The sequence below is a fragment of the Jeotgalibacillus terrae genome (assembly GCF_016908195.1).
GTDB lineage: Bacteria > Bacillota > Bacilli > Bacillales > Jeotgalibacillaceae > Jeotgalibacillus > Jeotgalibacillus terrae.
The window spans coordinates 79957-105507 of sequence record NZ_JAFBDK010000010.1 but is presented as its reverse complement, the minus strand read 5'-3'; the positions used below and the strand labels follow the sequence as shown (position 1 = coordinate 105507).

The 25551-nt window shown below is 44.2% G+C and carries 27 protein-coding genes and 1 riboswitch; of the genes, 9 read left to right on the top strand and 18 right to left on the bottom strand.

Going from position 1 to position 25551, the window contains the following annotated elements; all coding sequences use genetic code 11:
• Positions 1 to 92: 92 nt before the first annotated feature.
• The gene (guaC, locus tag JOD21_RS11805) at positions 93 to 1076 is read left to right on the top strand and encodes a GMP reductase (RefSeq protein WP_204729815.1); all 984 of its coding nucleotides are present in this window, start codon (positions 93 to 95) and stop codon (positions 1074 to 1076) included.
• A 233-nt stretch (positions 1077 to 1309) separates the two neighbouring features.
• Here the strand turns inward: guaC and JOD21_RS11800 are convergent, their stop codons facing one another.
• From JOD21_RS11800 to JOD21_RS11770, 7 genes are all read right to left on the bottom strand, one after another.
• Positions 1310 to 2065, bottom strand: coding sequence for a glycerophosphodiester phosphodiesterase (locus JOD21_RS11800; protein ID WP_204729814.1), 756 nt, complete (start codon positions 2063 to 2065; stop codon positions 1310 to 1312).
• Between the two features lie 18 nt (positions 2066 to 2083).
• Positions 2084 to 3427 carry an ABC transporter substrate-binding protein gene (locus tag JOD21_RS11795; protein WP_204729813.1) on the bottom strand — a complete coding sequence of 448 codons (1344 nt, stop codon included), beginning with the start codon at positions 3425 to 3427 and terminating at the stop codon, positions 2084 to 2086.
• A gap of 14 nt (positions 3428 to 3441) precedes the next feature.
• Entirely contained in the window at positions 3442 to 4248 is an 807-nt protein-coding gene (locus JOD21_RS11790; RefSeq protein WP_204729832.1) for a carbohydrate ABC transporter permease, read from the bottom strand.
• A gap of 2 nt (positions 4249 to 4250) precedes the next feature.
• Positions 4251 to 5096, bottom strand: coding sequence for a carbohydrate ABC transporter permease (locus JOD21_RS11785; RefSeq protein ID WP_239581566.1), 846 nt, complete (start codon positions 5094 to 5096; stop codon positions 4251 to 4253).
• 71 nt (positions 5097 to 5167) lie between these two features.
• The gene (locus JOD21_RS11780) at positions 5168 to 6277 is read right to left on the bottom strand and encodes a sn-glycerol-3-phosphate ABC transporter ATP-binding protein UgpC (RefSeq protein ID WP_204729811.1); all 1110 of its coding nucleotides are present in this window, start codon (positions 6275 to 6277) and stop codon (positions 5168 to 5170) included.
• Complete coding sequence (locus tag JOD21_RS11775; RefSeq protein ID WP_204729810.1) at positions 6274 to 6882, bottom strand: glycerol-3-phosphate responsive antiterminator; 609 nt, start codon at positions 6880 to 6882, stop codon at positions 6274 to 6276. The genes JOD21_RS11780 and JOD21_RS11775 overlap by 4 nt, the downstream gene beginning before the upstream one ends.
• A gap of 460 nt (positions 6883 to 7342) precedes the next feature.
• Entirely contained in the window at positions 7343 to 7759 is a 417-nt protein-coding gene (locus JOD21_RS11770; protein ID WP_039812722.1) for an organic hydroperoxide resistance protein, read from the bottom strand.
• A gap of 107 nt (positions 7760 to 7866) precedes the next feature.
• Between JOD21_RS11770 and JOD21_RS11765 the strand changes: the two genes are divergently transcribed.
• A complete protein-coding gene (locus JOD21_RS11765) occupies positions 7867 to 8313 on the top strand; it encodes a MarR family winged helix-turn-helix transcriptional regulator (protein ID WP_204729809.1) in 447 nt (148 codons plus the stop codon).
• 163 nt (positions 8314 to 8476) lie between these two features.
• Here JOD21_RS11765 and JOD21_RS11760 read toward each other — a convergent pair whose 3' ends face one another.
• From JOD21_RS11760 to JOD21_RS11750, 3 genes are all read right to left on the bottom strand, one after another.
• Complete coding sequence (locus tag JOD21_RS11760) at positions 8477 to 10516, bottom strand: bifunctional diguanylate cyclase/phosphodiesterase (RefSeq protein ID WP_204729808.1); 2040 nt, start codon at positions 10514 to 10516, stop codon at positions 8477 to 8479.
• 204 nt (positions 10517 to 10720) lie between these two features.
• Positions 10721 to 11038 carry a DMT family transporter gene (locus tag JOD21_RS11755; RefSeq protein ID WP_204729807.1) on the bottom strand — a complete coding sequence of 106 codons (318 nt, stop codon included), beginning with the start codon at positions 11036 to 11038 and terminating at the stop codon, positions 10721 to 10723.
• Complete coding sequence (locus JOD21_RS11750; protein ID WP_204729806.1) at positions 11035 to 11370, bottom strand: DMT family transporter; 336 nt, start codon at positions 11368 to 11370, stop codon at positions 11035 to 11037. Before JOD21_RS11750 ends, JOD21_RS11755 begins: the two co-directional genes overlap by 4 nt.
• 62 nt (positions 11371 to 11432) lie before the next feature.
• Positions 11433 to 11527, bottom strand: a riboswitch (guanidine-I (ykkC/yxkD leader).
• A 289-nt stretch (positions 11528 to 11816) separates the two neighbouring features.
• Here JOD21_RS11750 and JOD21_RS11745 point away from each other — a divergent pair.
• Positions 11817 to 12941 carry an ATP-grasp domain-containing protein gene (locus JOD21_RS11745; RefSeq protein ID WP_204729805.1) on the top strand — a complete coding sequence of 375 codons (1125 nt, stop codon included), beginning with the start codon at positions 11817 to 11819 and terminating at the stop codon, positions 12939 to 12941.
• A gap of 2 nt (positions 12942 to 12943) precedes the next feature.
• Positions 12944 to 14644, top strand: a complete 1701-nt coding sequence (locus tag JOD21_RS11740; RefSeq protein ID WP_204729804.1) for a methyl-accepting chemotaxis protein — start codon at positions 12944 to 12946, stop codon at positions 14642 to 14644.
• Positions 14645 to 14728: 84 nt separating this feature from the next.
• On the opposite strand, the gene JOD21_RS11735 is transcribed toward JOD21_RS11740, so the two are convergent.
• Positions 14729 to 15142, bottom strand: coding sequence for a MerR family transcriptional regulator (locus tag JOD21_RS11735; protein ID WP_204729803.1), 414 nt, complete (start codon positions 15140 to 15142; stop codon positions 14729 to 14731).
• Positions 15143 to 15355: 213 nt separating this feature from the next.
• On the opposite strand from JOD21_RS11735, the gene JOD21_RS11730 reads away from it, so the two are divergent.
• On the top strand, positions 15356 to 16396 hold the full coding sequence (locus tag JOD21_RS11730) for an NAD(P)-dependent alcohol dehydrogenase (RefSeq protein WP_204729802.1): 1041 nt from the start codon (positions 15356 to 15358) through the stop codon (positions 16394 to 16396).
• A 145-nt stretch (positions 16397 to 16541) separates the two neighbouring features.
• On the opposite strand, the gene JOD21_RS11725 is transcribed toward JOD21_RS11730, so the two are convergent.
• The 3 genes from JOD21_RS11725 to JOD21_RS11715 are packed head-to-tail and all read right to left on the bottom strand — an operon-like array spanning position 16542 to position 17822.
• Entirely contained in the window at positions 16542 to 16799 is a 258-nt protein-coding gene (locus tag JOD21_RS11725) for a hypothetical protein (protein ID WP_204729801.1), read from the bottom strand.
• Positions 16800 to 16814: 15 nt separating this feature from the next.
• A complete protein-coding gene (locus JOD21_RS11720; RefSeq protein WP_204729831.1) occupies positions 16815 to 17303 on the bottom strand; it encodes a GNAT family N-acetyltransferase in 489 nt (162 codons plus the stop codon).
• Positions 17304 to 17315: 12 nt separating this feature from the next.
• Positions 17316 to 17822, bottom strand: a complete 507-nt coding sequence (locus JOD21_RS11715) for a hypothetical protein (RefSeq protein ID WP_204729800.1) — start codon at positions 17820 to 17822, stop codon at positions 17316 to 17318.
• 184 nt (positions 17823 to 18006) lie between these two features.
• Here JOD21_RS11715 and JOD21_RS11710 point away from each other — a divergent pair, with 184 nt between their 5' ends.
• Entirely contained in the window at positions 18007 to 18372 is a 366-nt protein-coding gene (locus JOD21_RS11710; protein ID WP_204729799.1) for a VOC family protein, read from the top strand.
• Between the two features lie 52 nt (positions 18373 to 18424).
• Here the strand turns inward: JOD21_RS11710 and JOD21_RS11705 are convergent, their stop codons facing one another.
• Both JOD21_RS11705 and JOD21_RS11700 read right to left on the bottom strand, forming a co-directional pair.
• Positions 18425 to 19177, bottom strand: a complete 753-nt coding sequence (locus JOD21_RS11705) for a class I SAM-dependent methyltransferase (RefSeq protein WP_204729798.1) — start codon at positions 19175 to 19177, stop codon at positions 18425 to 18427.
• Between the two features lie 38 nt (positions 19178 to 19215).
• Positions 19216 to 20802, bottom strand: coding sequence for a diguanylate cyclase (locus tag JOD21_RS11700; protein WP_204729797.1), 1587 nt, complete (start codon positions 20800 to 20802; stop codon positions 19216 to 19218).
• 518 nt (positions 20803 to 21320) lie between these two features.
• Between JOD21_RS11700 and JOD21_RS11695 the strand changes: the two genes are divergently transcribed.
• A complete protein-coding gene (locus tag JOD21_RS11695) occupies positions 21321 to 21947 on the top strand; it encodes a class I SAM-dependent methyltransferase (protein WP_239581560.1) in 627 nt (208 codons plus the stop codon).
• A gap of 63 nt (positions 21948 to 22010) precedes the next feature.
• On the opposite strand, the gene JOD21_RS11690 is transcribed toward JOD21_RS11695, so the two are convergent.
• Complete coding sequence (locus JOD21_RS11690) at positions 22011 to 22589, bottom strand: hypothetical protein (protein ID WP_204729795.1); 579 nt, start codon at positions 22587 to 22589, stop codon at positions 22011 to 22013.
• A complete protein-coding gene (locus tag JOD21_RS11685; RefSeq protein WP_204729794.1) occupies positions 22576 to 23349 on the bottom strand; it encodes a class I SAM-dependent methyltransferase in 774 nt (257 codons plus the stop codon). Before JOD21_RS11685 ends, JOD21_RS11690 begins: the two co-directional genes overlap by 14 nt.
• 144 nt (positions 23350 to 23493) lie before the next feature.
• Here JOD21_RS11685 and JOD21_RS11680 point away from each other — a divergent pair, with 144 nt between their 5' ends.
• Positions 23494 to 24159, top strand: a complete 666-nt coding sequence (locus JOD21_RS11680; protein ID WP_204729793.1) for a response regulator transcription factor — start codon at positions 23494 to 23496, stop codon at positions 24157 to 24159.
• Positions 24156 to 25505 (top strand): HAMP domain-containing sensor histidine kinase, encoded by a 1350-nt coding sequence (locus tag JOD21_RS11675; RefSeq protein WP_204729792.1) that lies wholly within the window; start codon positions 24156 to 24158, stop codon positions 25503 to 25505. The genes JOD21_RS11680 and JOD21_RS11675 overlap by 4 nt, the downstream gene beginning before the upstream one ends.
• The last annotated feature ends 46 nt before the right edge of the window (positions 25506 to 25551 follow it).

Below are 25551 nucleotides of genomic sequence, written 5' to 3'. Positions count from 1 at the left end.
TTGACATTCTCTTCAAAACACTGTAAATTACTAAATGTACGAACAATTTTATTAATAAAATAAAAAATCATTCGCTTTTAGGAGTGTTTCATATGGATAATGTATTTGATTACGAGGATATTCAATTAATTCCCGCAAAATGTGTCGTGAATAGCCGTTCTGAGTGTGATACGTCAGTAAAGTTTGGTCAGCATACATTCAAATTGCCGGTGGTCCCTGCCAATATGCAGACGATCATTGATGAGAAAATCGCTGTTCATTTAGCTGAAAACGGTTACTTCTATATCATGCACCGCTTCGAACCGGAAACGCGTATTGCGTTTATCAGGGATATGGAGGCAAAGGGTCTGGTTACATCCATTAGTGTAGGCGTTAAGACAGAAGAGTATGGATTCATTGAAGAGCTGGCTTCTGCTAGCCTGGTACCCGACTATATCACAATTGATATCGCGCACGGTCATTCCAACGCAGTAATAGACATGATCAGGCATATTAAGAAGCATCTGCCTGAGAGCTTCGTCATCGCCGGAAATGTCGGCACACCGGAAGCAGTCAGAGAGCTTGAAAATGCCGGCGCTGACGCAACGAAAGTCGGCATCGGACCTGGTAAAGTGTGTATCACAAAAATTAAAACCGGCTTCGGCACTGGCGGCTGGCAATTAGCAGCACTTCGCTGGTGTGCAAAAGCTGCAACTAAGCCTATCATCGCTGACGGCGGCATCCGGACGCATGGCGATATCGCCAAATCAGTCCGCTTCGGTGCATCAATGGTCATGATCGGCTCGCTCTTTGCAGGTCACGAGGAGTCACCTGGTGAAACGACTGAAGTTGATGGAAAGCGCGTTAAGGAATACTTCGGCTCAGCCTCAGAATTCCAAAAAGGGGAAAAGAAAAACGTCGAGGGTAAGAAAATGTTCGTCGAGCATAAAGGTTCCCTTCAGGACACGCTGACTGAAATGGAACAGGATCTGCAGTCATCGATTTCATACGCGGGTGGTAAAACGCTTGAATCGATTAAGCATGTGGATTATGTTGTGGTGAAAAATTCGATTTTTAATGGGGATAAGGTTTATTGAGTTTGGGTGGTTTTAGTTCAGAAGATTTCGGGTGATATTCAGTAGATTATAGAGGGTGTTCCGAAAATTATCCCTCGTGTTCAGGAGATTACACCAGTGGTTCAGAACGAATCAGCTGGCAATCCTGAAAAAGTGTCATTTGACCTACCCTACCTATAAGCAAAAAGCGGCTGGCGCACATCGCCAGCCGCTTTTTGCAGGGACAAATTCATCTCCGTCCCCTTCATGACACTTTAACCTCCGTCCCCAACATGCACACGCGCCTCCACAACACCAAGCTTCCCCCGCAACCTCGCAGGCGAATCAGTAAACACACCATCCACAAACTGAAGCGAGATCCCTTTCAGATCTTCAGGTTCATTCACGGTATAAAGCCGAATCGGCAGCCCTGCTGCTTCTGCACGTAACGATTCTGCTGTGTGCATGAATCCCGGCCGCGCATGGATGGCATCGGCGCCAAGGTGCCGTGCGCACTTGACGACACCATCTATGTTGTCCCATACAAGTACAGCAATAGAAACAGAACTGCTGATATCACGCACACGTCTTAAGGTTTCCAGGTTAAAAGAGGAGAGAACAACCCGATCTGCCAATTCGTGACGCCTCACCGCATCAATGACAACCTGCTCAATTCCCGGGTATGGCTCACGGTCCGTTTTCAGTTCGATATTCAGCTTCAATTCTGTACCGCCAATCCACTTCAGCACTTCTTCTAAAAGCGGAATTGTTTCTCCGGCGCATGCCTGGTTGTACCAGCTGCCGGCATCAAGCTGTTTGAGCTCAAGTACCGTCATATCCTTTACAGCGCCTGTCCCGTTTGTCGTACGGTCTACGGTTTCATCGTGTATGACGACGGCTTCTCCGTCCTTTGACAGCTGTACATCAATTTCAATCCCGTCTGCTTTTTCGCGCAGGGCCTGTCTGAAAGCGGCCATGGTGTTTTCAGGACACATCGTACTTGCGCCTCGGTGTGCATAAAAGGTTGTCATATTTGCGCCTCCTTCTGTTCAGTTACCGTTTTTGGCTGCATCCACTTCAAGTGCCCGGTTTGTTTCTTCTGCCGCCTGATCAAGTGCTTCCTGCGGGTCTGCTCCCTGATACAAGCTTTCCATTGCATTGACTACACGCTGTCTTGCTTCAGGGAATACTGAAATGAGCGCGCCGCCTGTTGCTGCGTTTGCCTGCGTTTCTTTCAGCTGATCAACCGTTACTTTCAGCTGTGGATATTCTGCCCACTGATCGACAACAACCTGCTCATCGTATGCTGCCGGGTTAATCGCAAAGTAGCCTGTATCCACGTGCCACTGTGCCTGTGCTTCAGCTGATGATGCGTACTTCATGAACTCCCATGCACCCTGCTTCTGTTCAGCTTCGATATCATCTGCCATCCAAAGTGATGCACCGCCGATGATCACACCGTTACGCTCTGCGTCATCCGGTACTGGCAGATAGCCAACGCCTACTTCAAACGGCGCGTTATCAATCATTCCTTTTACACCTGCAGATGAATCAAGAATCATCGCTGTCGCACCTGACTGGAACGCTGCACGCATATCATCCCAGTTTTGACCTGAATTATAGAACGTCCCTTCATCATGCATATCCTTGATCAGGTTGAATACATTCAGGCCCTCTTCTCCGTTAAATACAGCTTCCGTTGCCTGACCTTCACGTCCATTTTCAGCGTCAACGAACAATCCGCCCTGCGCTGCCACAAGCTCTTCAAAGAACCAGCCATAGTTTAAAATAGAGAAGCCTTTCTGTTCACCTTCAGTCAGTGCCGTTGCAGCTTCTTTCAGCTCACTGTACGTCATTGGTGACTTTTCAGGGTCAAGGCCAGCTGCTTCAAATGCGTCCTTGTTATAAATCAGCACAGGCGTTGACGAGTTAAATGGCATTGAATACTGAACGCCGTCCACGCTGTAGTAATTTGTGATATTTTCTTCCCAAATTGACGTATCAAAGCCTTCTTCATCAATAAAGTCCTGAACCGGCTGGATATGTCCTGAGTCGATCATGAATTTTGTTCCGACTTCAAATACCTGCATCATAGCAGGCGATTCATCTGTTCCTGCCACTGTGTTCAGCTTTGTCAGCGCCTCTTCGTATGTACCCTGGAAGACAGGCTCAACTTCATATTCCTCCTGTGATGCGTTGAAATCATCCACTAATGTATTCAGTGCTGTCTCAAGCTCACCGCTCATCGCATGCCAGAACACCACTTCAGTCTTACCTGTATCCTCAGCCGGTGCAGCTGTTGCATCAGTTGTCTGTACTGCCTCTTCTGTTTCACTTGAACATGCCGCCAAAAGTAGTGCCATTGCTGTTGAACCGATCCAAAGCTTTTTCATTGATTGTTTCCTCCTTATTTTAGCGCCCCTTGTGTGAGGCCTTCCTGAAGTCGTTTTTGTCCTGCAAATAATAGAATCAATGTCGGTAAAATCACCATGACTACACCAGCCATCACAACACCCCAATCACTTGCAATCTCCTGGGTCTGCATCTGCTTTAAGCCGATCTGAACGGTGCGGTTTGCTTCATTATTGGTGACAAGAAGCGGCCATAAATACATATTCCATGCCGTTAAAAAGCTGTAAATCGCAAGCGTCGTCATCGTTGTTTTCACAACCGGCAGCACCACGCCGGTAAAAAAGCGCAGCTTGCTGATGCCTGCAATCTGTGAGGCTTCATACAATTCTTTTGGAATCGTCTTGAACTGCTGGCGTAATAAAAACGTGCCAAATGCCATGGCGAAAAACGGAATCGTCAGCCCTGCATAGCTGTTTAGCCAGCCAAGCGACTGCACGGTCTGGAAGTTCGGCACCATCGTCGCTTCCCACGGAATCATCATCGTAGAAATAAACAAATAGAAAATCCACTCACGTCCCTTGAACTCAACGAACACAAACGCAAACGCCGCCAGACTGCAAAGCACCAGCTGTCCGGCCATGATCAGCACAGACACCATTAGACTGTTCCACAAATAAGTGAGGAGCGGCACCCGATCAAATGCAGACACAAAGTTTGCAAGAGAAAAAGTTTCCGGCCACAGTGAGCCCTGCAGTACTTCTCCACCCTGCATAAAGCTTATGAGAAAGGCGTAAAGAATCGGGAACACCATCACAAGTCCTGAGACGGTGAGCGTCATATAAAGTAAAACCTTTTTTCCCATGCTCACTGATAGTGCACCTTCCTTTCACCGATTTTGAACTGAAGCACTGTTACGACCAGCACCGCCACAAACAGCAGTACTGCCTGCGCACTCGCGGAACCAACGTTATAGTTGATAAAAGCGTCCTTATAAATGGAATATACAATCACGTTTGTGGACTCCATCGGCCCGCCTTTTGTTAACAGATCGATCTGGCCGAACGTCTGAAACGCATTGATCAAAGAGACCGTTGTCACGAAAAAGAGCGTTGGTGACAGCATCGGCAGTGTAATTTTACGCAGCTTATATGACTCGCTTACACCTGCAATCCGTGCACTTTCATATAAAGATTGATCAATGTTCTGTAAGCCGCCAAGGAGAATCAGAAAAGCAAAGCCGGTATTCATCCAGATCGTTGCAATCGAAACCGATAGTAGCGCGTACTGCGGATCCAGCAGCCACTGCACCCCTGGAATATTCAGCGCAGCCAATATACGGTTGAATAATCCAATTGATGGATTAAACAGAAACATCCAGATCACAGAAGATGCTGCTACACTCATCCCCATCGTCGCAGAAAACATCGTGCGGAAAAGGCCGATACCTCTCAACTTCTGATTCGCTAAAATCGCAAGTGCAGTCGCAAGCACAATCCCTGCAGGCACTGTATAAAGTACAAATAGCGCAGTTGCCTTTGCACTGATCTGAAAACTCGTGGACTGAAACAGATTCAGGAAGTTCTCCCAGCCGACAAAGACAATCGGCACACCCTGCGAATCGGTTAAAAACAAACTCAAGTACACAGTCCTGACCATCGGATAGAAGAGAAAAACCCCAAACAGCAGCAGCGAAGGCAGCAGAAACAGCATGCCGGTTGCCCAGTTGGACCAGGCACGCTTCCGTTCCACATGACGGTCTGCAAGTTCATGCTGAATCGTCGTCATGATGATACCTTCTTTGCATCCGGCACCGGTTCACACACAATGCGCTCACCCTTTTCAGCTGAAAATAACGCCAGGTGACGATCATCTACGCAGATCCGGATCTGTTCTCCAGGCTGAACGCTGCTCTGACCCGGCCATTTTGCAATCCACTGCGTAGCCTCTCCAAAATCGAAAGTAACAAGCGTTTCAGTTCCCAGCACCTCTACATTTGCGACCTGAACTAAAAACCCAGGCTCACTATCCTTCGCAAGCGAGATATGCTCCGGCCTCACGCCAAGCGTCACGCGTCCTGAACCGATCTTCTGCTTCATAGCTGCAGTCACCGGCGTCATCCAGTGACCATCAGCAACCAGTACAGAATCCTTCATCTCAGCATCAATCAGATTCATTGGTGGCGACCCTATAAACGAGGCCACAAATGTATTCGCCGGATTGTTATACACATCAAGCGGCCGTCCGATCTGCTGCACGTCCCCGTCAGATAAAATCATCATCCGGTCTGCCATCGTCATGGCTTCTGTCTGATCATGTGTCACATAAATCATTGTCAGGCCAAGCTTTCGCTGCAGCTGACGGATTTCAGAGCGCATTTTCGCGCGCAGCTTGGCATCCAGATTGGAAAGCGGCTCATCCATCAGACAAAGCGGTGCCTGCGTGACCACTGCTCGTGCTAACGCCACCCGCTGACGCTGACCACCTGAGAGCTCGCGCGGCTTCCGCTTCATATAATCTGTGAGTCCGAGCATTTCACATACTTCTTTGCAGCGTTCTTTTTGCTCTCTTTTCGAAACCTTTTTCACATGTAAGCCAAATGTGATATTCTGTTCGACTGTTAAATGAGGGTACAGCGCATAGTTCTGAAACACCATCGACAGATCGCGTTCGCTCGGGCTCAAAGCGTTTGCCCGCTTCCCATCTAACGCAAGTTCGCCCGACGTGATCGATTCGAGTCCCGCGATCATGCGGAGCATCGTACTTTTCCCGCACCCTGAAGGTCCGACCAGCACAAAAAATTCACCCGGCTCGACCATGACGTCAATTGCTTTTAGCACGTCCTGTTTTCCGTCATAGGATTTCGTAATCCCTTTTAACTCAACTTTTCTCACTGAACCACCTCCACAAGCGGCTTCCAAAGATGCGTCCTTCCTGTAGAAACAGCTGTCGCACCACGCTCAATCGCCTTCTCCATCTGTCTGCGGTTCTGGATCAGGCCGCCTGTAATAATTGGAATATCTGTTTTCTTTTTTACATGATCAATCAGATGTGGCACCACACCAGGCATCAGCTCCAGAAAATCAGGCTGTACCTGCTCCGCACTCTCAAGTCCGTTCTTTAAAGCATCTGAATCGATTAAAAACAGACGCTGAATCACAATTAATCCTTCTTTTTTTGCAGCCGTCACAAGCGATGACTTCGTTGTCACAATCCCGGTCGGCTGCACATGCCGCGCAATAAACTTTAACCCTTCACGGTCATAGCTGATCCCCGGAATCTTCTCAATATGTAAAAACACATCACGGTCATGTGACTTCAGAAAATCCACATACCGCTTGATCACCGTAAGATTTCCAAGCAGTAAAAAGGCCGCCTTAATGTCTGTCTGAACAAATTCTTCAAGCTGTCTCGGCTCTTTGATTGACGCAATCACCCGGGACTCTTTCACTCTATCTAAAAACAAAACGCTCACTCCTTTTCCCCGGTACAAGTACATAAAAAAATCCACGAAAATATAAAGAGGCCTATCTGTCTCTCGTTTTCGCGGTTCTCATCAGTCATACCGGACTGCTATTCACTTGTCTTTCACAGCTATGATGTTACAGATGGAATGTTAAGGAAGTTTGAATGAATTGTGAGCGGATTGATAAGGTTTTGTTAACTGCGTGGTTTGTGGTTTATGAAATTCAAGGTGGGGTTCAGGAGATAACTGCTGGTGTTCATGAAGTAACATGAGAGGTTCAGAAGAAAATGACGAAGGTTCAAAACTAGTCAGGTACCGTTCCGGAAAAAGTGTAATTTGACCTAGACCAAATCCCCAAAGAAGCCCCTGGCCAGATCACTGACCAGGGGCTTAACACTCGGCACACGCGGGACGGAGTTTGCCGATTCATTTTTAGCAATGTTCCAAAACGACGCACTCAACACCGTACCCGTCGCACGAGGATTTTCACATATTAAGCAGTGCGCACGTTAAAGCTCACATCAATATTTCCACGCGTCGCATTAGAATAAGGGCATACCTGATGACCTTCTTCAACCAGCTGGCGCGCTGTTTCTTCATCTACACCTTTGATCAGGACATCCATTTCAACTGATAATGCATAGCCTGCATCACCTTTGTTCAGTGAAACATCAGCTTTAATTTCAGAGCCATCATGCTTGATGCCTTTTTGCATCGCCACGATATTCATTGCTGAATCGAAGCATGCAGCATAGCCTGCTGCGAACAGTTCTTCAGGGTTACTTTTACCTGCAGTGTCTGCGCCTGGCATTGGCATTGCAAGTCCAAGATCGAATGAGCCGCTTTCTGCTGTTACGCGTCCTTCACGTCCGCCTACTGCTGTTGCTGTTGAAGTGAATAGCTTTTTCATGAATGATTCCTCCTGTTAAATGTGGTATATTTAAGTTGTGTACAATTTAATTTTATACAATTTAAATAATATTGCAACTAATATGATTCTCTCAGGAGGAGATTTTTATGAATCCTTTACATCTATCCAATCAGTTATGCTTTCCCTTTTATGCGATTTCTAAAGAAATTATTAAGCGTTATCGGCCTTTTTTAGCGCCGCTGAATCTGACTTACCCGCAATACCTGGTCATGCTTGTACTGTGGGAAGAAGATCTGGTTACATTAAAATCAATTGGCGGACGGCTTCAGCTTGATTCCGGCACGCTGACACCGCTGGTTAAAAAACTGATTCAAACCGGTTATATAGAAAAAACACGGAACACTGAAGATGAACGCCAGCTTGTGATCAGGCTGACTGAGCGCGGAAGAAACCTTGAAGAAGAAGCAAAAGAGATCCCGGCCCGAATTAATGAAGTGCTTGGGCTGAATAAAGAAGAGTACAATAAATATAAAGACATGCTTGATGAATTGGCGGGTAAACTGGAAATTAAGCGTGAGGATGGGTATTGCTGAGTCGTGTGAAGGTGAAGTTCGTGGTAAAACGGCGGATGTTCGCCACTCACAGGCTAAAGTTCGAAGGAAAACCCGGACAGTTCGCTACTTATCGCCTCAACTTCGCCATATCGTGTAAAAAGACCTATACCACCAACCAATAAAACCGCCCGCTGAACAATCATCAGCCGGCGGTTTTATTTATTTGCTCCACTGTCCACTTTTTAAAGTCCGCGGCAGTGAGCGGTTTAGAAAAGTAATACCCCTGAATGGTCAGATCAGCAGACAATGTATGAAGAAAATCAATCTGCTCCTGCGCTTCAACACCCTCGATGATGATTGCGAGTTTGAGAGATGCACACAGGTCGACTATTGCACTCAACAGACCGGCATCTTTTAGTGAAGTTGGTACTTCATCGATAAATGATTTATCGATTTTAATCGTATTAACCGGCAGTTTTCTCAGATAGGATAGGGATGACAGCCCTGTTCCAAAATCATCGAGAGCAACGGATAAACCGAGCTTTCTGTAATCACTGACGGCTGCAATCGCGTTATCGATGTCGTGGATTACGCTCGTTTCAGTGATTTCGAGCTCCAGCATGGCAGGGTCAATTCCGTGTGCTGCAAGCTGAGCTTTGATTACGTTCATCAGCTTCGGGGAAGTCAGATAGATTCCCGGTATATTAATAGAAATGGGTCCAAAATTATTATGGTTTCCTGACCAGGAGGCGATTTGTGCGCATACCTGCTGTACAATCCAATCCGTGAGATCACACACTTTTTCATGTTTTTCGAGCAGCGGGATAAAAACTGCCGGTGAAATAAAGCCATGTACAGGGTGCTTCCAACGGATGAGCGCCTCTGCCCCATTTACACGAAGCGTTTTCGCGCATATTTTCGGCTGATACACAACATACAGCTGGCCTTCTGCCTTCGCTTGTTCGAGCTCGGCGATGATCTGACTTTCAAAGCTGTATGTGTGAATCAAACTGTCGTATTCGATCACTTCATTTCTACCTTGAACGGAAGGGTGTTCTAAGACGGCAATCGCGTTGGAAAACAGTTCCCAGCCGTTTTTCTTTTCAATATAGGAAAACGCAGCAGTCATTTCGACTATAACTGACTGGCTGACAATCTCAAGCGGCTTTGACAATTCATTTAAAACACGCTGCATTGCTGATTTCGCTCTGCTGACAGACTGCTCTTTCAGATTGAGCACAGCAAACCGGTTTTCCTCAAGCCTGTAGATGCGGGTATGCGCAGGTGCGTTCTTTTGAATCACATGCCCAATTTCAGCGACCAGCTGATCACCAAAACCGAACCCCTGGCCGTTGGTAAAAGCTGCGAGGTTCCTGAGATGGAGGACTGTCAGACTGCCTGCAGTCAGCTGCTGGTTGATATCTTTCTCAAATTGCCGCTGATTCGGAAAAAGTGTCAGGGAATCAAAGTGACTCATCCGATGATCCACATAACGGTCAAGCACACTGGTGAGTCCCGATATCAGAAGAATTAAAAGCATTCCGGCTGCCACGAATCCAACAAGACCCATATCCATTTCATGCGCATGCATATGGTACTCGACCGGTTCGTCTGTATAAAAAACGACCGCTGCCATTCCGATATAATGCATACTCGAAATCGCGCCGCCCATCAGTATGGCTGTGACAATTTTGATCAGCAGGTTCCCCATAAAACGCTGAAGATTTGAAAAAACGTAGAGCGCAACGTATGATACAGCAACAGCCACAAGGATAGAGGCAATAAACATCCACGTTTTATAATAATAGTCAACACTCATGACCATAGCTGCCATCCCGATATAATGCATAGCTGAAATACCAAACCCCATAATCAGCCCGGCTGAGAGAATCGGATATAATGACTTTCTTGGCCGATTCGCAAAATAAAAAGCCAAATAGGATGCTAAAATAGCAGGCACCATTGAAATAAACGTCCATTTTGTATCATAAGACATCTCAACCGGTATCATAAATGCACTCATGCCGATAAAATGCATCGACCAGATCCCAAGCCCCATCGCAAATGAAGCCAGTACCAGCCAGAAATTCTTATGAAAAAAACTATTCTGCTGCATCCGCTGATTCATCGACAGCGCCACATAAGCAGACACACAGGCAATTACGACAGATAAGACCACAAACCCATACGAAAATTCACCATCCACAACAGTAATCGAATCTAACCCATCCGTTGAGAACATACCCTCTGTGCCTCTTTTCTCTATTTATCTACAGCTTTTAAGCTGATATCTATGTAACACTTATTATAAAATATTTATGTATTTATATCTATGTGGAAATGCGTTTTTTGGGTATTTAGTATGTAAAACGTAAAGACGGAGGTTAAAGTGTCATCTCATGACACTTTAACCTCCGTCCCCTTAGTGCATAGTGCACACAACTCTTTAATTCGTCACAACTCTCAGCCCGACAACAGCTACAACAATAAGCGTCAGAAAGAAAATACGCTTACGGTCTGCAGGATCGCCGTAGAAAATCATTCCCACAACCACACCGCCGATTGTGCCCATCCCTGTCCAGACTGCGTATGCGACGCCGAGTGGAATGGTGGTCATCGCAAATGACAAGAGGTTCAGACTGGCAACGAATCCGCCGATCAGGAAGACAAATCCGCTCAGCTTTTTGCCTGATGAGATCCGCTGCATCCCATTAACACCTAATACTTCACAGAATCCCGCGATAATTAATGCAACCCAGCTCATGACTGCTGCACCTCCTTCTCTTTTTCATCCGTGACAAACTTCAATCCGACTACACCGACCAGGAGGATAATCACAAAGAAAATCACGCCTGCACTGACGCCGGCGTCAAAAAAGATCATATCTACTATTACTGTTCCAAGTGTGCCAAGTCCGACAAACACTGCATATACAGTAGCTGTAGGAAGCTTGGTTGAAGCCTTCAGTAACCCTACGAAGCTTACAATAATTGCGCCAATCGTAAGCGCCCACGTTAATCCATCATGCGCATATTTCAAGCCGGTTGCCCAGCCAACTTCAAATAATGCTGAAATTGCTACTACTAACCACCACATTAAAATCTCTCCTTTTCTGAATGAAAATAAAAAAACCCGGGACATATCACTTGTTAAGTGGTATCTCCCGGGCTTTTCTCCCTCCGTGTACAAAGATTGCTCTTTGCGCTTTCTCTCGGACCAGACCCGTAATGGCGGAACCCTAGAAAGGCTTTAATGTCTATGGAGTTTTCGTCAATTATGTTAGTACAAAAGCATTTATTAGTCAAGAAAATAGATCCAGCCATATTAAATAACTCTTATTCTGATAATTAAGACTTTTTATGAATATAAAGAACTATATTAATTAGGACTTTTTTATTAAAAAATCCTTTTTTATAGGCATATTAGTGTTATAATCATTCTCGTGCATTTCAGTAACTTTATATTAATATATTAATTTTTACATAATATTCTTAAAATAAGGTTCTTTAGAATGACAAATTTAAGACAAGGAGGTGTGCTTGATGCTAATCGTGGATAATCATATTATCTCACCGTTTCTCATTCAAAGCGCATTAAAACATAGCATACCGATTTATTATCATAACGACAGACGCGTATTGTCAGTCGCACCGGCTACAAAACTTCTGACCAATTCGGAAAGCTGTTTAACCATTTTAGAAAAGAATAACCAAGACCATCCTTTTATTGCTGCTTCAAAACTGGTCAAAAATAAGGCTGCATTCCGGGATCTGATTTCGTCTGTAAACCCTGAATACTACTTCTCACTGGTGTCACTTCAGGATTTGCTGAAGCTGAATAAAGAAGACCTACCATTTCCTGTAGTGATTAAGCCGAACAAAGGTTACTCAAGTGTCGGGGTGTACATTGTGAAGGATAAAGACGAATGGGAGCATGCCGTCATGAGCTTGCAGGCAGATCTGCTTTTGACAAAAGATGTCTACTCAGATGCTGTGATTAACGGTGAGGAAATCATTATTGAACAATGGATTGACGGCGATGAATATGCTGTTGACTGTTATATCAATGAAGATGGAAAGCCCGTGATCCTTAATATACTGAAACGGATCTTCAGCAATGCTCATGATACGTCAGACCGGATTTATTTCACCTCTTCCGCAGTCATCGAAGAAGTGAAGGATCATGTAATGAGTTACCTGTATGGCCTGAATGACCAGCTGCAGCTTAGAAATTACCCTTTTCACATTGAAGTCAGACTTAGCAAAAACGGGATTATTCCAATAGAGTTAAATCCTTTACGCTTTGCAGGCGCGGGTACGACAGATGTAAGTCATTACGCTTTTGGGATCAATGGAGCTGAATCTTACTTTTTAGACCATGAGCCTCGATGGGAAACGATCCTGCAGCAGAACGATCCATTGATTTACGGTTTCTTTTGTGCGGAAGTGCCTTTGCACCTCGATAAAGAATTGATTAAGATGATTGACCATGAAAAATTAAAAGCAGAATTCAGTCACCTGTTGGAATACAGGGAAATCAATGCTGCAAATGATCGTACATTCGCGGTCATTTTCTTCAAAACAGCGTCAATGTCTGAAGTAAAGAGATTGCTTGGGCTGGATTTAACCAGCTATATTCACTTATTCCCGGTAAAGGAGCTTGTGTAAAAATGATGAAAAAATTTAATCCGAAAAAATCGTTACGTTCACAGCTATTCATCATGTTTATTATTCCGTTTGTATTATTAAGCATATTGATGTTTGGTTTTGTGAAGTACTTAACAGATTATATCATTGAGGATCATGTGCTTCCTCAGTTTGAGCAGATCCTGCAGATATACGGAGGCGACCTGGCAGAGTCCATTGACGAAGAAGCTGTATCAGAAACGATCGGCAATTCGCAGGAGTCAGGCGAGGAGCTCGTACAGTTTCTGAATGCTTTTATGGATGGTAAAGAAGGCATTGAATATGTGTACGTATTAACGCGTGAGGACAATACAGATTATATTGTTGCGTTGAACGGCACTGAAGACATCATGATGGAATCACCAATGACAGAAGATCAGGAAAGAGCTCTGACTGAAAATACAGTGGTGTCAACTGAAATTTATGTGGATGAGTGGGGCAGCCACAAGTCAGTATTTATTCCCCTGCCTGATACGGATGCCATTATTGGGCTTGATATGAGTACGCAGTTCATAGAAGATCTGGAGCAGCAAATCATCTTATTTCAAATCATCTTTGTCATCATTTCCATTATCATAGGCGCGATTTTTGCATATGTGTTTGGCCAGCGTTTGACAAAGCCGATCAAACTTCTTCTCGCATCTGTTAAAAAGATCACAGGTGGTAATCTGACAGAAGAAATCAAGGTGAAGCGTCAGGATGAAATTGGGATGCTTGCAGAGAATTTTGAAGAAATGAGACTGAGCCTGACAACGATTATTCAGAGTGTAAAAGAGAACTCAGGCCAGGTTAATCATACAAGTGAAGACTTAGTAAAATCATTTAATGAATTAGCGGAAGCATCATCTCAGATTGCTGTGGGAACCAGTGAGGAAGCTAAAGCATCTGAAAGCAGATCCTCCCACATTGAAAATATCTCATCAGGATTTTCAGTGATGGCAGGTAAAATTCAGGATGTAAACCAGCAGGCTAAAGAGATTGATCAGATCACTAAAAACGCAGGCAGTATTGCTGAAAAGGGTGCCGTTCAGATTCAGGAGATCTCTGCTCAAATAACTGAGATTCAAAAGAACGGTAATATCAGCCAGGAACGTCTGGGCGATTTGGGGAAAAATATTGACCATATCAATGAGGATATAAAATTAATTAAAGCAGTGGCTGATCAGACGAACCTGTTATCACTGAATGCTTCTATAGAGGCAGCAAGAGCAGGAGAAGCCGGAAAAGGTTTTTCAGTTGTTGCACAGGAAGTTCAGAAGTTATCAAGTCAGACGGAAGATACAGTGACTACAATTTCAGCGACGCTAAAGGAACTCGCGGCCCAGTGTCAAAAGATGCTTCAATCAAATACACAGGATCTATCAGAGATCAATAAAGGCGTCACCTTGATTCAAAGCAGCGGCGAGTTATTTAACCAGATCTTTGACTCAGTCAACGCTTTAACAAAACAAGTAGACTCGATGGTTGACGGTATTGATGAAGTAACGACAACGTCCAACCGCTCAGTTGAGTCCATTCACGAAATCGCAGCGATCTCAGAAGAAGGCGTTGCGACGATTGAGGAAATTTCAGCTTCTTCCCAGCAGCAGAACGCGACGATTCTTCTTCTGCAGGATAAGAATAATGAGTTGAAGGAAATGGCAACTTCTCTAAATCGTCTGGTTGAAAAGTTTGTGGTGAAGTAAATAGGTATAATCACTCTGGGGACGGAGGTTAAAGTGTCATGAGACGATACTTTAACCTCCGTCCCCATATGTGCATACACATATCTAGTATTCTGGAAACTCCATCTTAACTTCCTGATGGATTTTTTCGGTACCTGCTTCCAATGCTGTCTCATAGTAGTGACATTTATGATCGATCATTTCCATCGTTTTTTTTAACTCTTCCATTTGGGCTTCTACACAGGCCTTTCTCTCCAGAAACATGTTATACCGCTGCTGCAGTGAGGAGTCCCCTTCTGCACACCAATCGATAAAATGCTTAATTTCCTTAATAGGCATACCTGTTGATTTTAGACATTCAATGATTCTTAAAGCATCAATGTCCTTTTCTTTAAATTGTCTTGTCCCGCTTTCTGATCGGTCAACAAACGGTAGCAGCCCTTCTTTATCATAATAACGCAGAGTATAAGCGGTTAAATTCAATTCTTTAGCAGCCTGGCTGATCGAATAAGTTTTCATTTTACCCCTCCATTAGTTAGACTTCGAGTAAACTCTATGTGTTGAAATATGTTACCAGTCGGATTATGGTCCGTCAAAAATAGATGAATAGATTTAATATTTAATAGGATAAAGGTTTATTTCTTGCCTTAGAGTTAACTATAAGGATTAAGATGGTTTGCAAGAGAGAGGCACCAACCACCTTTTTCAAACACATTAACTGGAGGTTTTATAATGGTAACTGCTAAAGCAAGAGCTGTTGATGGGCCGGATAAGTCGTTTCGTGAGGCTGAGATTGAGCGTCGTGAGCTGGATAAGCATGATATATTGATTGAAATTAAGTTTGCAGGGATTTGTCACTCAGATCTTCATACTGCACACGGTGATTGGGGAGAAGTCAATTATCCTCTAGTACCCGGTCATGAAATTGCAGGGATTGTTACTGATGTTGGAGAGAACGTTTCAAAATATAAAGTGGGAGACCGCGTAGGCGTCGGCTGTATGGTTGACTCATGCGGTGAATGTGAAAACTGTAAGGCTGGTGAGGAACAATACTGCCTGAAAGGGAATGTACCTACCTATGCCGGCGTGGATAAATACGGTGAGCCGACACAGGGCGGTTATTCGACACATATCGTAGTTGTAGAGGATTTTGTACTTGGTATTCCTGACAGCATCCCGCTTGATAAAGCTGCACCACTCCTTTGTGCAGGGATTACAACTTTCTCACCGTTAAATCATTGGGAAGCCGGTCCAGGGAAAAAAGTAGCCGTTGTCGGAATGGGCGGACTTGGACATATGGCTGTTAAAATTGCGCATGCCATGGGTGCTGAAGTGACTGTTCTATCGCAGACGCTGAATAAAAAAGAGGATGGTCTTGCATTCGGTGCAAGCAGCTACTATGCAACAAGTGAAGATGAAACATTTGAAAAGCTTGCGGGCACATTTGACCTGATCATCAATACCGTCAGTGCCAAGCTTGATATCAATGCCTACCTTTCACTGCTTACGCTGAACGGCACGCTCGTAAATGTCGGAGCACCTGCTGAACCGCTTGAAGTCAATGCATTCTCACTTATTCCGCACAGACGTTCATTTGCCGGCTCCATGATTGGCGGTATCCGCGAAACACAGGAAATGCTCGACTTCTGTGCAGAACATGACATCGCACCAAGCATCGAAGTGATCTCTGCTGATGAGATCGATGAGGCGTATAAGCGCGTGATGGATTCTGATGTAAAATATCGTTTTGTGATTGATATTAGTACGATGTGATTTGAACGGCACAACGATGCCAGAGCTTAGTGTGCCAGAATGATTATTATTTTAAAACCAGCCCGGCAGTTTTTGATCCTGCCGGGCCTTTTTAATGATGGGAGAATAGAACAAAAGTTTAATAAACGTTCTGTTACTCTTCTCTCTAAATACCATGCCACTCCTCCGTATAGTCAGGATTCTTTACCTGAACCTCTTCAAACAGGATTGCCATATCATTTAAGTCAACCCTCACCAGATATTGTCCAATAGGGTTCTGTTCCTTAATCAGCTCATCCATAACCTGTTGTCTGCGTTCTTCATACAATAGAGCGTTTTGAGTATGCTGATTTTGAATGATCATCCAGATAACGCCGGATATTATGATAACGACTATAACCCCAGTCAGTACGCGTTGTTTCAATGAAGGTCTCTCTTCTCATTCATTCATAAGCAACCTGTATTGAATCAGACGGCTCTCTTCCTCCTGATACACTTCAAACCCGTCTCTCCTCATCTCTTTGAACTTCAGCTTCTCAAGCATTCTGCGTGAGCGGACGTTTGCTTCATGTGTTTCCGCGTAGAATGTATGGAGGTTAAACTTTTTCACACCATATTCCATGATATGTACAGCCGCCTGAGCGCCTACCCCTTTTCCCCACACAGCACTTTTTCCAATCGCAATGCCAAGCTCAGCTGTCCCATTTTCGATTGAGGCTAAGTCTGCATAACCGATCAGTTCTCCATTCAATTCAATGCCCAAACGCAAAAAATCCTTATCAACGTTATTCACACAATGGCTCCACCAGCGCTGCAGCTCTTCTGTACTTCTATCATCAGGCCATCCGTTTGCCTCACAGAAAGCTGAGTCGCGGCTCCACGTTAAAACATCTTTAAAATCGCTTTCTGCAATGGGTCTTAATCTCATATCCAATATCTATCACTCTTCCTTTGTCGTTACTAACAGCTCATCATATAACCTACGGGTGTCAGGAAATTCGTCGAGCACTTTGTACTCTATGGCCGGGGATGCGGCTATGTGAATAAATGAATCTTCAAGCTCCAGTATGATGTCTCCGAGCCAGACTTCTCCTTCCTCTGTAAATCCATACCCCCACACATTCTTTATCTCACTACGAAAGGTTGTAAAGCTTGCGGATGAGACAATATATTTCTGCTGCCCGGACTCGGTCTCTTTATAATTGAGTGGTGCCGGTGTATCCTGCTCCTTAACGATTAGTGCATCATTTCCTGAGTACAGTTCTTCCCACTTTATCAGCCAGAACTTTTCATCACGATCAGCATGCTTCTTCATGAAACAAAGCACACCGGGAGATGCAATGACAGAGATTTTATCGCCGTCTTTATATGTATGAAGCAAATCACCATAAATCGCGGAGACATTCATTCCTTTTACTTTTTTAAGAAAATCGAAGTTTGTTTTCATAGCTCTCCCCTTTTAAATACGAGTTTAAAGCATTGCTTCCTTATATATTCCTGAACCTCTTCTTCAAAAAGCTGGACAACAACTTTCCACCCTCACACTTCTGTCCCACACATGTAAATCCCTTTCTTTTCCTGTAAAATAGAGTAAGCTGTTATACCACTTTTACATACAGGAGTAGTACCACATGGTTATTGGCTTACATCACGCACAAATTACGATTCCAAAAGGGACAGAGGAACAGGGCAGAAGGTTTTATTGTGAGGTTCTGGGCTTCACTGAAAAAGAAAAGCCTGAATCATTACAGGGACGGGGCGGCTTCTGGCTGACAGCTGGCCATGCAGAGGTTCATGTGGGGACTGAGGAAGGGTTTGACCGGACAACTACAAAAGCGCATCTTGCTTATGAAGTGACTGATTTGAGACATTGGAAAAATGTTCTTGAAAGTGAGGGAATTGAGATTCTTGAAGGCATTCCGATTCCGGATTTTGATCGCTTTGAGTTCAGAGACCCTTTTGGAAATAGAGTAGAGCTGATTCAAAAACTCAGTTGATTCATTGAAAAAAGTGACTGAACTCAAAGCGTTCAGTCACTTTTTCATGTTTTTATTTAGTTTTTTTACACACATAAATCATCTCATAGCTCTCGTTTGTCACCGGAGTTTCTTTCCAATCCTGATAAATATGTGTGATTTCAAATCCATGCGCACCTAATAATCTTTCCATTTCTTTCGGATACACGTACCTCAGGCTGATATTCGTCCGCTTTTCATCCACAGCCTCATCATTGCTGTTTTTATAGCGCCGAATCGTTGTGTAGTGCTGGATCTGCTGAAGAGCGTCATAGCGGCTGATTGTGGAGACGTCCACTTTATATTCCCCGTCTTTGTAGGTTCTCCAGTATTCCTCCGTTTCAGGCTGAAGCAGCTCTTCAGCATTTGGAAATCTAGTGTTGAAAATAAAGATGCCTTCTTTTTCTAAATACCTGTTCACAGAAGAAAGCAGGCCATCCTGATCTTCATTGGTCAGGAAATGCTGAAAAGAGTTTCCTGCTGAGTAGATGAGCGGGCTTTTCACACTCAAATCAAGTCTGGTACAGTCCTGTTGGATCCAGTCGATATCCAGACCAGCTGCATTGCTTTCTGCCTGATTCAGCATCCCCTTATGTACATCTACACCCAGCACTTGAAGCCCTGTCTCTGCTAAAGGAATCGTTACTCTTCCTGTTCCGCAGGCGATATCTATAATTGTTCCCTGTCTGTCTGCTGCCCACTTGCGTAAGAGGGTAAGTTCAGGGATATAATGGCCATTCTCTTTATCGTAGAGTTCCGGATCGTCGTATTCTTCAGCGTTAGTCATCTTTTCACCTCCTTTGTTCCACGTGAAACACACAGTTTTTATCTATTTCCTGCTTTTAAAGGGTGGTGTTTCTGATCAAAAACAGAGACTCTGTTACGCCCCTTGCGCTTCGCCTCATATAAAGCCTTATCCGCCTGATTCAAAAGCTGAAATAATGTTTCATCAGGCTCATGTAATACACATGAAACGCCAAGGCTTAGGGTAACAGGAAGTAAGCCTTCTTCCATCGGAAAAGGGTTTTTTTCAACATGCACCCGCAGGCGGTCTGCCAGTTGTTCCCCTGCTTTCAGGTCAGTCTCTCTCAGTGCGATGACAAACTCTTCTCCACCATACCGTCCGAATAATACATCCGGACCAAGAATCTCCTGACACACTTTTACCATATGCTTGAGCACGTCATCGCCAACAGCATGTCCATACGTATCATTCACTTTTTTGAAATGATCAATATCCAGCAGGATCACTGTCAGTGGAAGTTTGTTTTCCATGGCCTGTGAAAAATATTGCTCACACTTTTGGAAAAACGCACGCCGATTATAAATTTGAGTCAACTCATCATGGTATGCGTGATGCTCAAGCTGAAGCTGAAGCCTTTTGACTTCGGTGATATCTGTAAAGATGATCAACTGACCCTTATAATGAAAGCCATGATGAATCGGTGTGGATCGTACCTGGTAGGTGTGTATGGGACCGTCTTCTCCTGACAGCTGCAATTCCTGCTGAGCTGCGGCTTCCATGGATTGGAATGGAAAATCTTTTCCGGATACCTGCTTCCACACATAATTAAAATCCCGTCCAAACATCGCTTTTGACAACTTCGGAAACATGTTTTCAGAGGCCTGGTTGTATTCGATCAGCCTGCGGGAAGCATCCAATACGATGACTCCATCATTGATGCTGTTAAAAATCGTTGTTTTTGCGATAGGCATGATTCTGAAAAGGCGTGAAGATCCAATCGACCACAGATATAGAATAGAAGAAATCCATAATACAAGAGGCACAGGATCTATGCCAGGCGGTGTAAGGCCAATCAGGTATACAAAAGCAGATACAATCGGAATCAACTGTCCAAATATTAGTGCAACAAGCTGCGGACGATATTCTCTGTCTGTATCCCCCCAATGAGAAAGTAATAAATATAAAGCGACAAACATACTAGAAAACGTCACAATCCCGTGAACCAGATACCAGACCCCAACCTCCTGCTGAACGTATGGCGCACCAAGCACGGGGTCTACTTCATATACGCGGTAATATAAATGATGGAAGTCATTCGTCGCCACCATTAACAGTGTTACTAAAGGAATCACCAGAAGCATGAGGTATCTCATTCTCAATGCATTTATCCCTAAATACTGCATAATGAACAGCAGTCCTACAGGGGCTGAAAAAGGCATGCCTATATAAAGGATCACTGTCCAGAACTTAATTTCTGCCAGGTTCTCAGACATCAGACCAAATGCAGTACCAAAACAGTAAATACTGATCAACAGCGTATAAACCACAAAAATATATGCAATGCTCGTATACTGATGACGCTTGAAAAAAACATACAGACTCAAAAATAAATTCAGCACCCCTGACGTGCATGCCAGCGTAATATACGCGATCAATTCCAGGTTCACGATCAAGCACCTTCTTTATAGGAACTTTTTAATTTCACTTTAGCATACCTCTAAATAAAAAGGTGAACATCGTACTATTTTCGTTGAACCTGTCACTCCCCAAAAGAAGCAGCATATCCAAACAAGATCACAAAGAACAGGATAAGAAATCGTCCGCTGACTACTAACGCACTCACTGGAGCCAGCCTCCCCTTACCGCTTTATTTTCTAAGGCCCAGTATTCTGAAAATAATGCCAAGCGATGCTATAACCAATGTAAACTGAAGAAACACAGCGGTTGAGATCTTCCCCGGGAGAGAGACGAGTGCTGAGTAAGCTTGTTTTTTTAGGGTGTGCACTTTAACCTCCGTCCCCACTGTTTATGATGCAAAAACACTTAAAAAGCGTTACAATCAATACAAATAACTGGAAGGTGTGGTTACACATGAAAAACGCCAAAAACATTGAGGTTATCGGGCTTTAAAACGGGCAGTTCTATATGAATGCCCGTCAGACTGAAACATACAGGGGGAGCATTCTTGTTAAATAATAAAGGATTTAATTTATGGGCAAATGATTATGATCAGACGGTAAAGGTGAGTGAGGAAAACGATCTATATCCTTTTGCCGGCTACAAAGAAATATTGAATACGATTTTTAACGCAGTGATGCATAAGAAAAATACTGACGTGCTTGATATCGGATTTGGTACAGGTGTCTTGACGAATAAGCTGTATGAAAATGGACATTTGATTGATGGAGTCGATTTTTCTTCTCAAATGATATCAATCTCACAGGTGAAGATGCCTGCTGCGAACCTGATGGAGTGGGATATTACAAACGGAATCCCGCCTGTCCTTAAGGATAAAAAGTACGATTTTATTGTCAGCACTTACACGCTGCATCATCTGAATGATGAAGAAAAAGTAAATTTTATCCGTGAACTGTTATCTCATTTGAAAACAGGCGGCCAGCTGCTCATTGGAGATGTTTCTTTTGAAACAAGAGACCAGCTTGAGACATGTCGCAAAGATAATCTTGAACATTGGGATGAGGATGAATTTTATTTTGTTTTTGATGAGCTGAAGGCTTCACTCGAAGGGAAATGCGCTATTGAGTTTCACAAGGTTTCTCATTGTGGTGGTGTGATGGTGGTAACTGGATAAACTCTGTTTGATACATGGCAGCTCCGGCTAATTGGTGGAGCTGCCTTTTTTTCACTGAACAGATTAACGCTCGTGAAAATGGATGTCTATGACAAGCACTAATGCAGCAATCAACGCTGGGTCGATCGCTTCCTGATCAGCAGGAATTGCACGGTACACATCAGGTGCGATAATCAATTCTTTTAAGCTGAAAGGAGCTGCAGTCTTCTCAACTGTCAGTATTCTTTTCCCTGTCTCACCAGTAAACTCAAACCATGTTACATAAAATCCAGCTGATCCTCTGAACAGCTCCCGGCTTTGACTTGATACCGTAATAGAGGGCTTACGCTGCTTGAAATTTGCTTTTGCCTCAATGATATAAACTGATTGATCCGCCGAAATAAATTCATATATGCTGCTGAATCCTTTGTTCTTTTTTAACATACCAATACGCTGGTCCTGCTGATTAAGGATCTTTAAGTGCATACTTGTCACTGAGAACAGACTAATCCCTTTTAACAGCAGATTGACCCTATCTCTTGAACTAGTCAGGTCTTCCTCAATTGTGCCGATGAGCTCCTGATGATTTCTGATTGCATAGCGCTTGCTTTGGCTTTTAATGCTATTTTCCTGACTGATAATCATTTCTTTAGACTGCTGCATATTTAGAACTCCTTATCTTCCCCGCCAGAATCGTAAATTCCCAAGGGATATTCTCACCCTTCCAACCGCGATGTTCATCAAAACGATCCAATGTGAACCCTGTCTTTACCACTGAATTAATGATTTCACTTAGGGTGTGAAATTTCAAAGATACATCAGGAAACCCCTGCTGCTCTGACTTATCAAAGAACTGTTTATAGGCGATATCCCCCTTACATAATGACTGTTCAAAATACACAGGATGATAACGGAGGTCTTCATCAATGCATCTTTTCACAGGGTGATAATCGCTTAAAATCATGCGACCGCCCCTTTTCAGCATGGAAAAAAGAATCGTCATCAACTGATCAATATCATCAAAGTAATGAAGGATGCCTCCTTCCAAATAAAGCAGATCAAATGAATCTTTGTATGTTTTCAAATCAATATCATATATATCGCCTGTTATGTACTGAATCGTCACGCCTGCATGATGAGCTAATTCCAAAGCATACCTTCTATTTTCCTCTGACAGATCGAAAACAGTAACGTCTGCACCCAGTATAGAAAGAGGAACCGCTTTTCTGCCATTTGATCCGCAAATGTTAGCGATTTTCATGCCCTCAATGCGATCAAAATAGGGTTTGTGTTTCTTTAAGGCTGCTTCCGGATTTTTCATGATCTCTTTTGCCTTATTCTCCGGGGTACCGTCTTTTTTACACCAGAATTCATATGCACGGTGCTCCCACGCAAGTTTATTTTGACTGCTCTGATTATTCATGTGGTACATCCTCTCATTTATGGAAGTCAATCCGTGTGACTATTATACACTGAGCTCCATTATTTTTTACACACACCTTCGTCACACTATTGCTCCTATAATCATGTAAACTATACACAAAACAACCTGACAGAGGTGAAGACAATGATACACATTCTAGCAGTAGATGATGATCAGCGAATGCTTGATTTTACGGGCAGAGAGCTGCGCGAAGCGGGTTATTTTACAGTTTTGGCGTCAAATGGCGAGGATGCACTGAAACGGCTTGAGAATGAACGCGTGGATCTGGCTGTGGTGGATGTGATGATGCCGGGGATTGATGGGTTTGAGCTGACGAAGATGATCAGGGAGATGTATGGGATTCCGGTGATTCTACTGACGGCGCGGCATCATATTGAGGATAAGGAAAGAGGGTTTTCTGCAGGTTCCGATGATTATATTGTGAAGCCTTTTGAAGCAAAGGAACTGCTGTTCAGAGTGAAGGCAGTACTCCGGCGGGTACACGGTTCTGATGATACGCTGACGGCCGGTGATTTAGTCATTGATCGCAGAAGCTACGATATCAGGATTGACGGTAAGAAACTGATTATTCCTTTGAAGGAGTTTGAACTGCTCTCACTGCTTGCTGCCCAGCCGGGTCAGGCTTTTACACGCGATCAGATCATTGAGCGCGTATGGGGATTTGATTATGAGGGAGACGAACAGACAGTGAATGTACATATTAAAAGGCTTCGCAGCAGGCTCCAACATTCAGAGGTTGAAATTGTCACTGTGCGCAGTGTCGGATACAAGCTTGAGGTGACGCAATGAATTTATATGTTAAATTTATCTGGTTTACTTTTACCACGATGCTGGTCAGCAGCCTGATTGGATTTTTAGTTATGAATGTGTACTATGATCTGAACCTGAAGGATGCGAATAATGATAAAAATATGGGGATTTTAATTGAAGTAGCTGAGCAATTGGAGTCCGGGTCCGGTCAACCCGCTGAAACACTCAGCCTTCTCGGGGATGCCGGGTATCAGTTTTACCTGACCGGAAATGGCCGGAGTGAATTTTACGGCGGTGAATACCGGGAGCGGACACTCAGTGAGGACGTTATTTCGAGTGTGTTAAATGGAGAGCAGTATCACGGCATCAGCGAGTTCCCGCGGTCTGCTTTTATTACGGGTTTCTTTGCGAATGAGCTACGCAATACAGTCGGCGTTCCTGTCACAATTGACGGGGCGGATTATGCGCTGTTTATGCGGCCGGATATCGGACTGCTCTTTCAGGAGCTGCATTGGCTTTTTGCAGGACTTGCTGCCGGTATTATTCTACTGAGCTTTCTTTTGATGATGATTGTGGCAAGGCTTTTAACGCGGCCGATTGTGCAGCTGACAGAAGCGGCTGAGCAGATGGAGCGTGAATCGTTTGATCTGCCGCTGAAGGTAAAACGTCGTGATGAGATCGGCCGTCTCGCTGAGCGATTCACTGCGATGCGGACGCAGATTGCCCGGTCTATTCAAAAGCGTGAGGAATTTGTCCATCATGTATCACACGATATTCAGTCGCCGCTTCATAGAATCCAGAGTACCCTTTCACTGCTTGAAAAAGAACCATCGACTGAATCGGAACGTCAGAATTATTATGGGATGATCCGGGAGGAAACTGCACAGATTTCAAGCCTGACAAAGCAGCTCCTGATTCTTGCTTCTTTTAGCGAAGAGGACAGTTTAAGTGAAAAAGTTAAAGTCAGAACGCAGCTAACAGCGATCATTGAGCGGCTGCGGTATTTATTTGATGAAAAAGGACTGGCAGTTGCGGCTGACCTGGAGCATGCGACAGTCCGTGGAAATGGTGTGCTGCTGCAAAATGTATGGGAAAACCTGCTGACAAATGCAATTAAATACAGTCATGACGGCGGTCTGATTGAAGTGACCTGCCGCGCAGGACAGGGTCATGTGGAAATCATCATAAAAGATGAAGGGATTGGCATGACTGAAACGCAGGCTGCACAAGTGTTCGACCGTTTTTACAGAGCAGATGAAGCACGGTCAGAGAAGGGTTCAGGTCTCGGCCTCTCCATTGTAAAAGAAATCATTGATCTGCACGGCGGGACTGTGCGGATTGAAAGTGCGAGGGGCCAGGGCACGACTGTAAAAGTACGGCTGTAGAGCAATTGTTACGCATTGTTCATGCTCCGTTCATCTTTCCTCTATA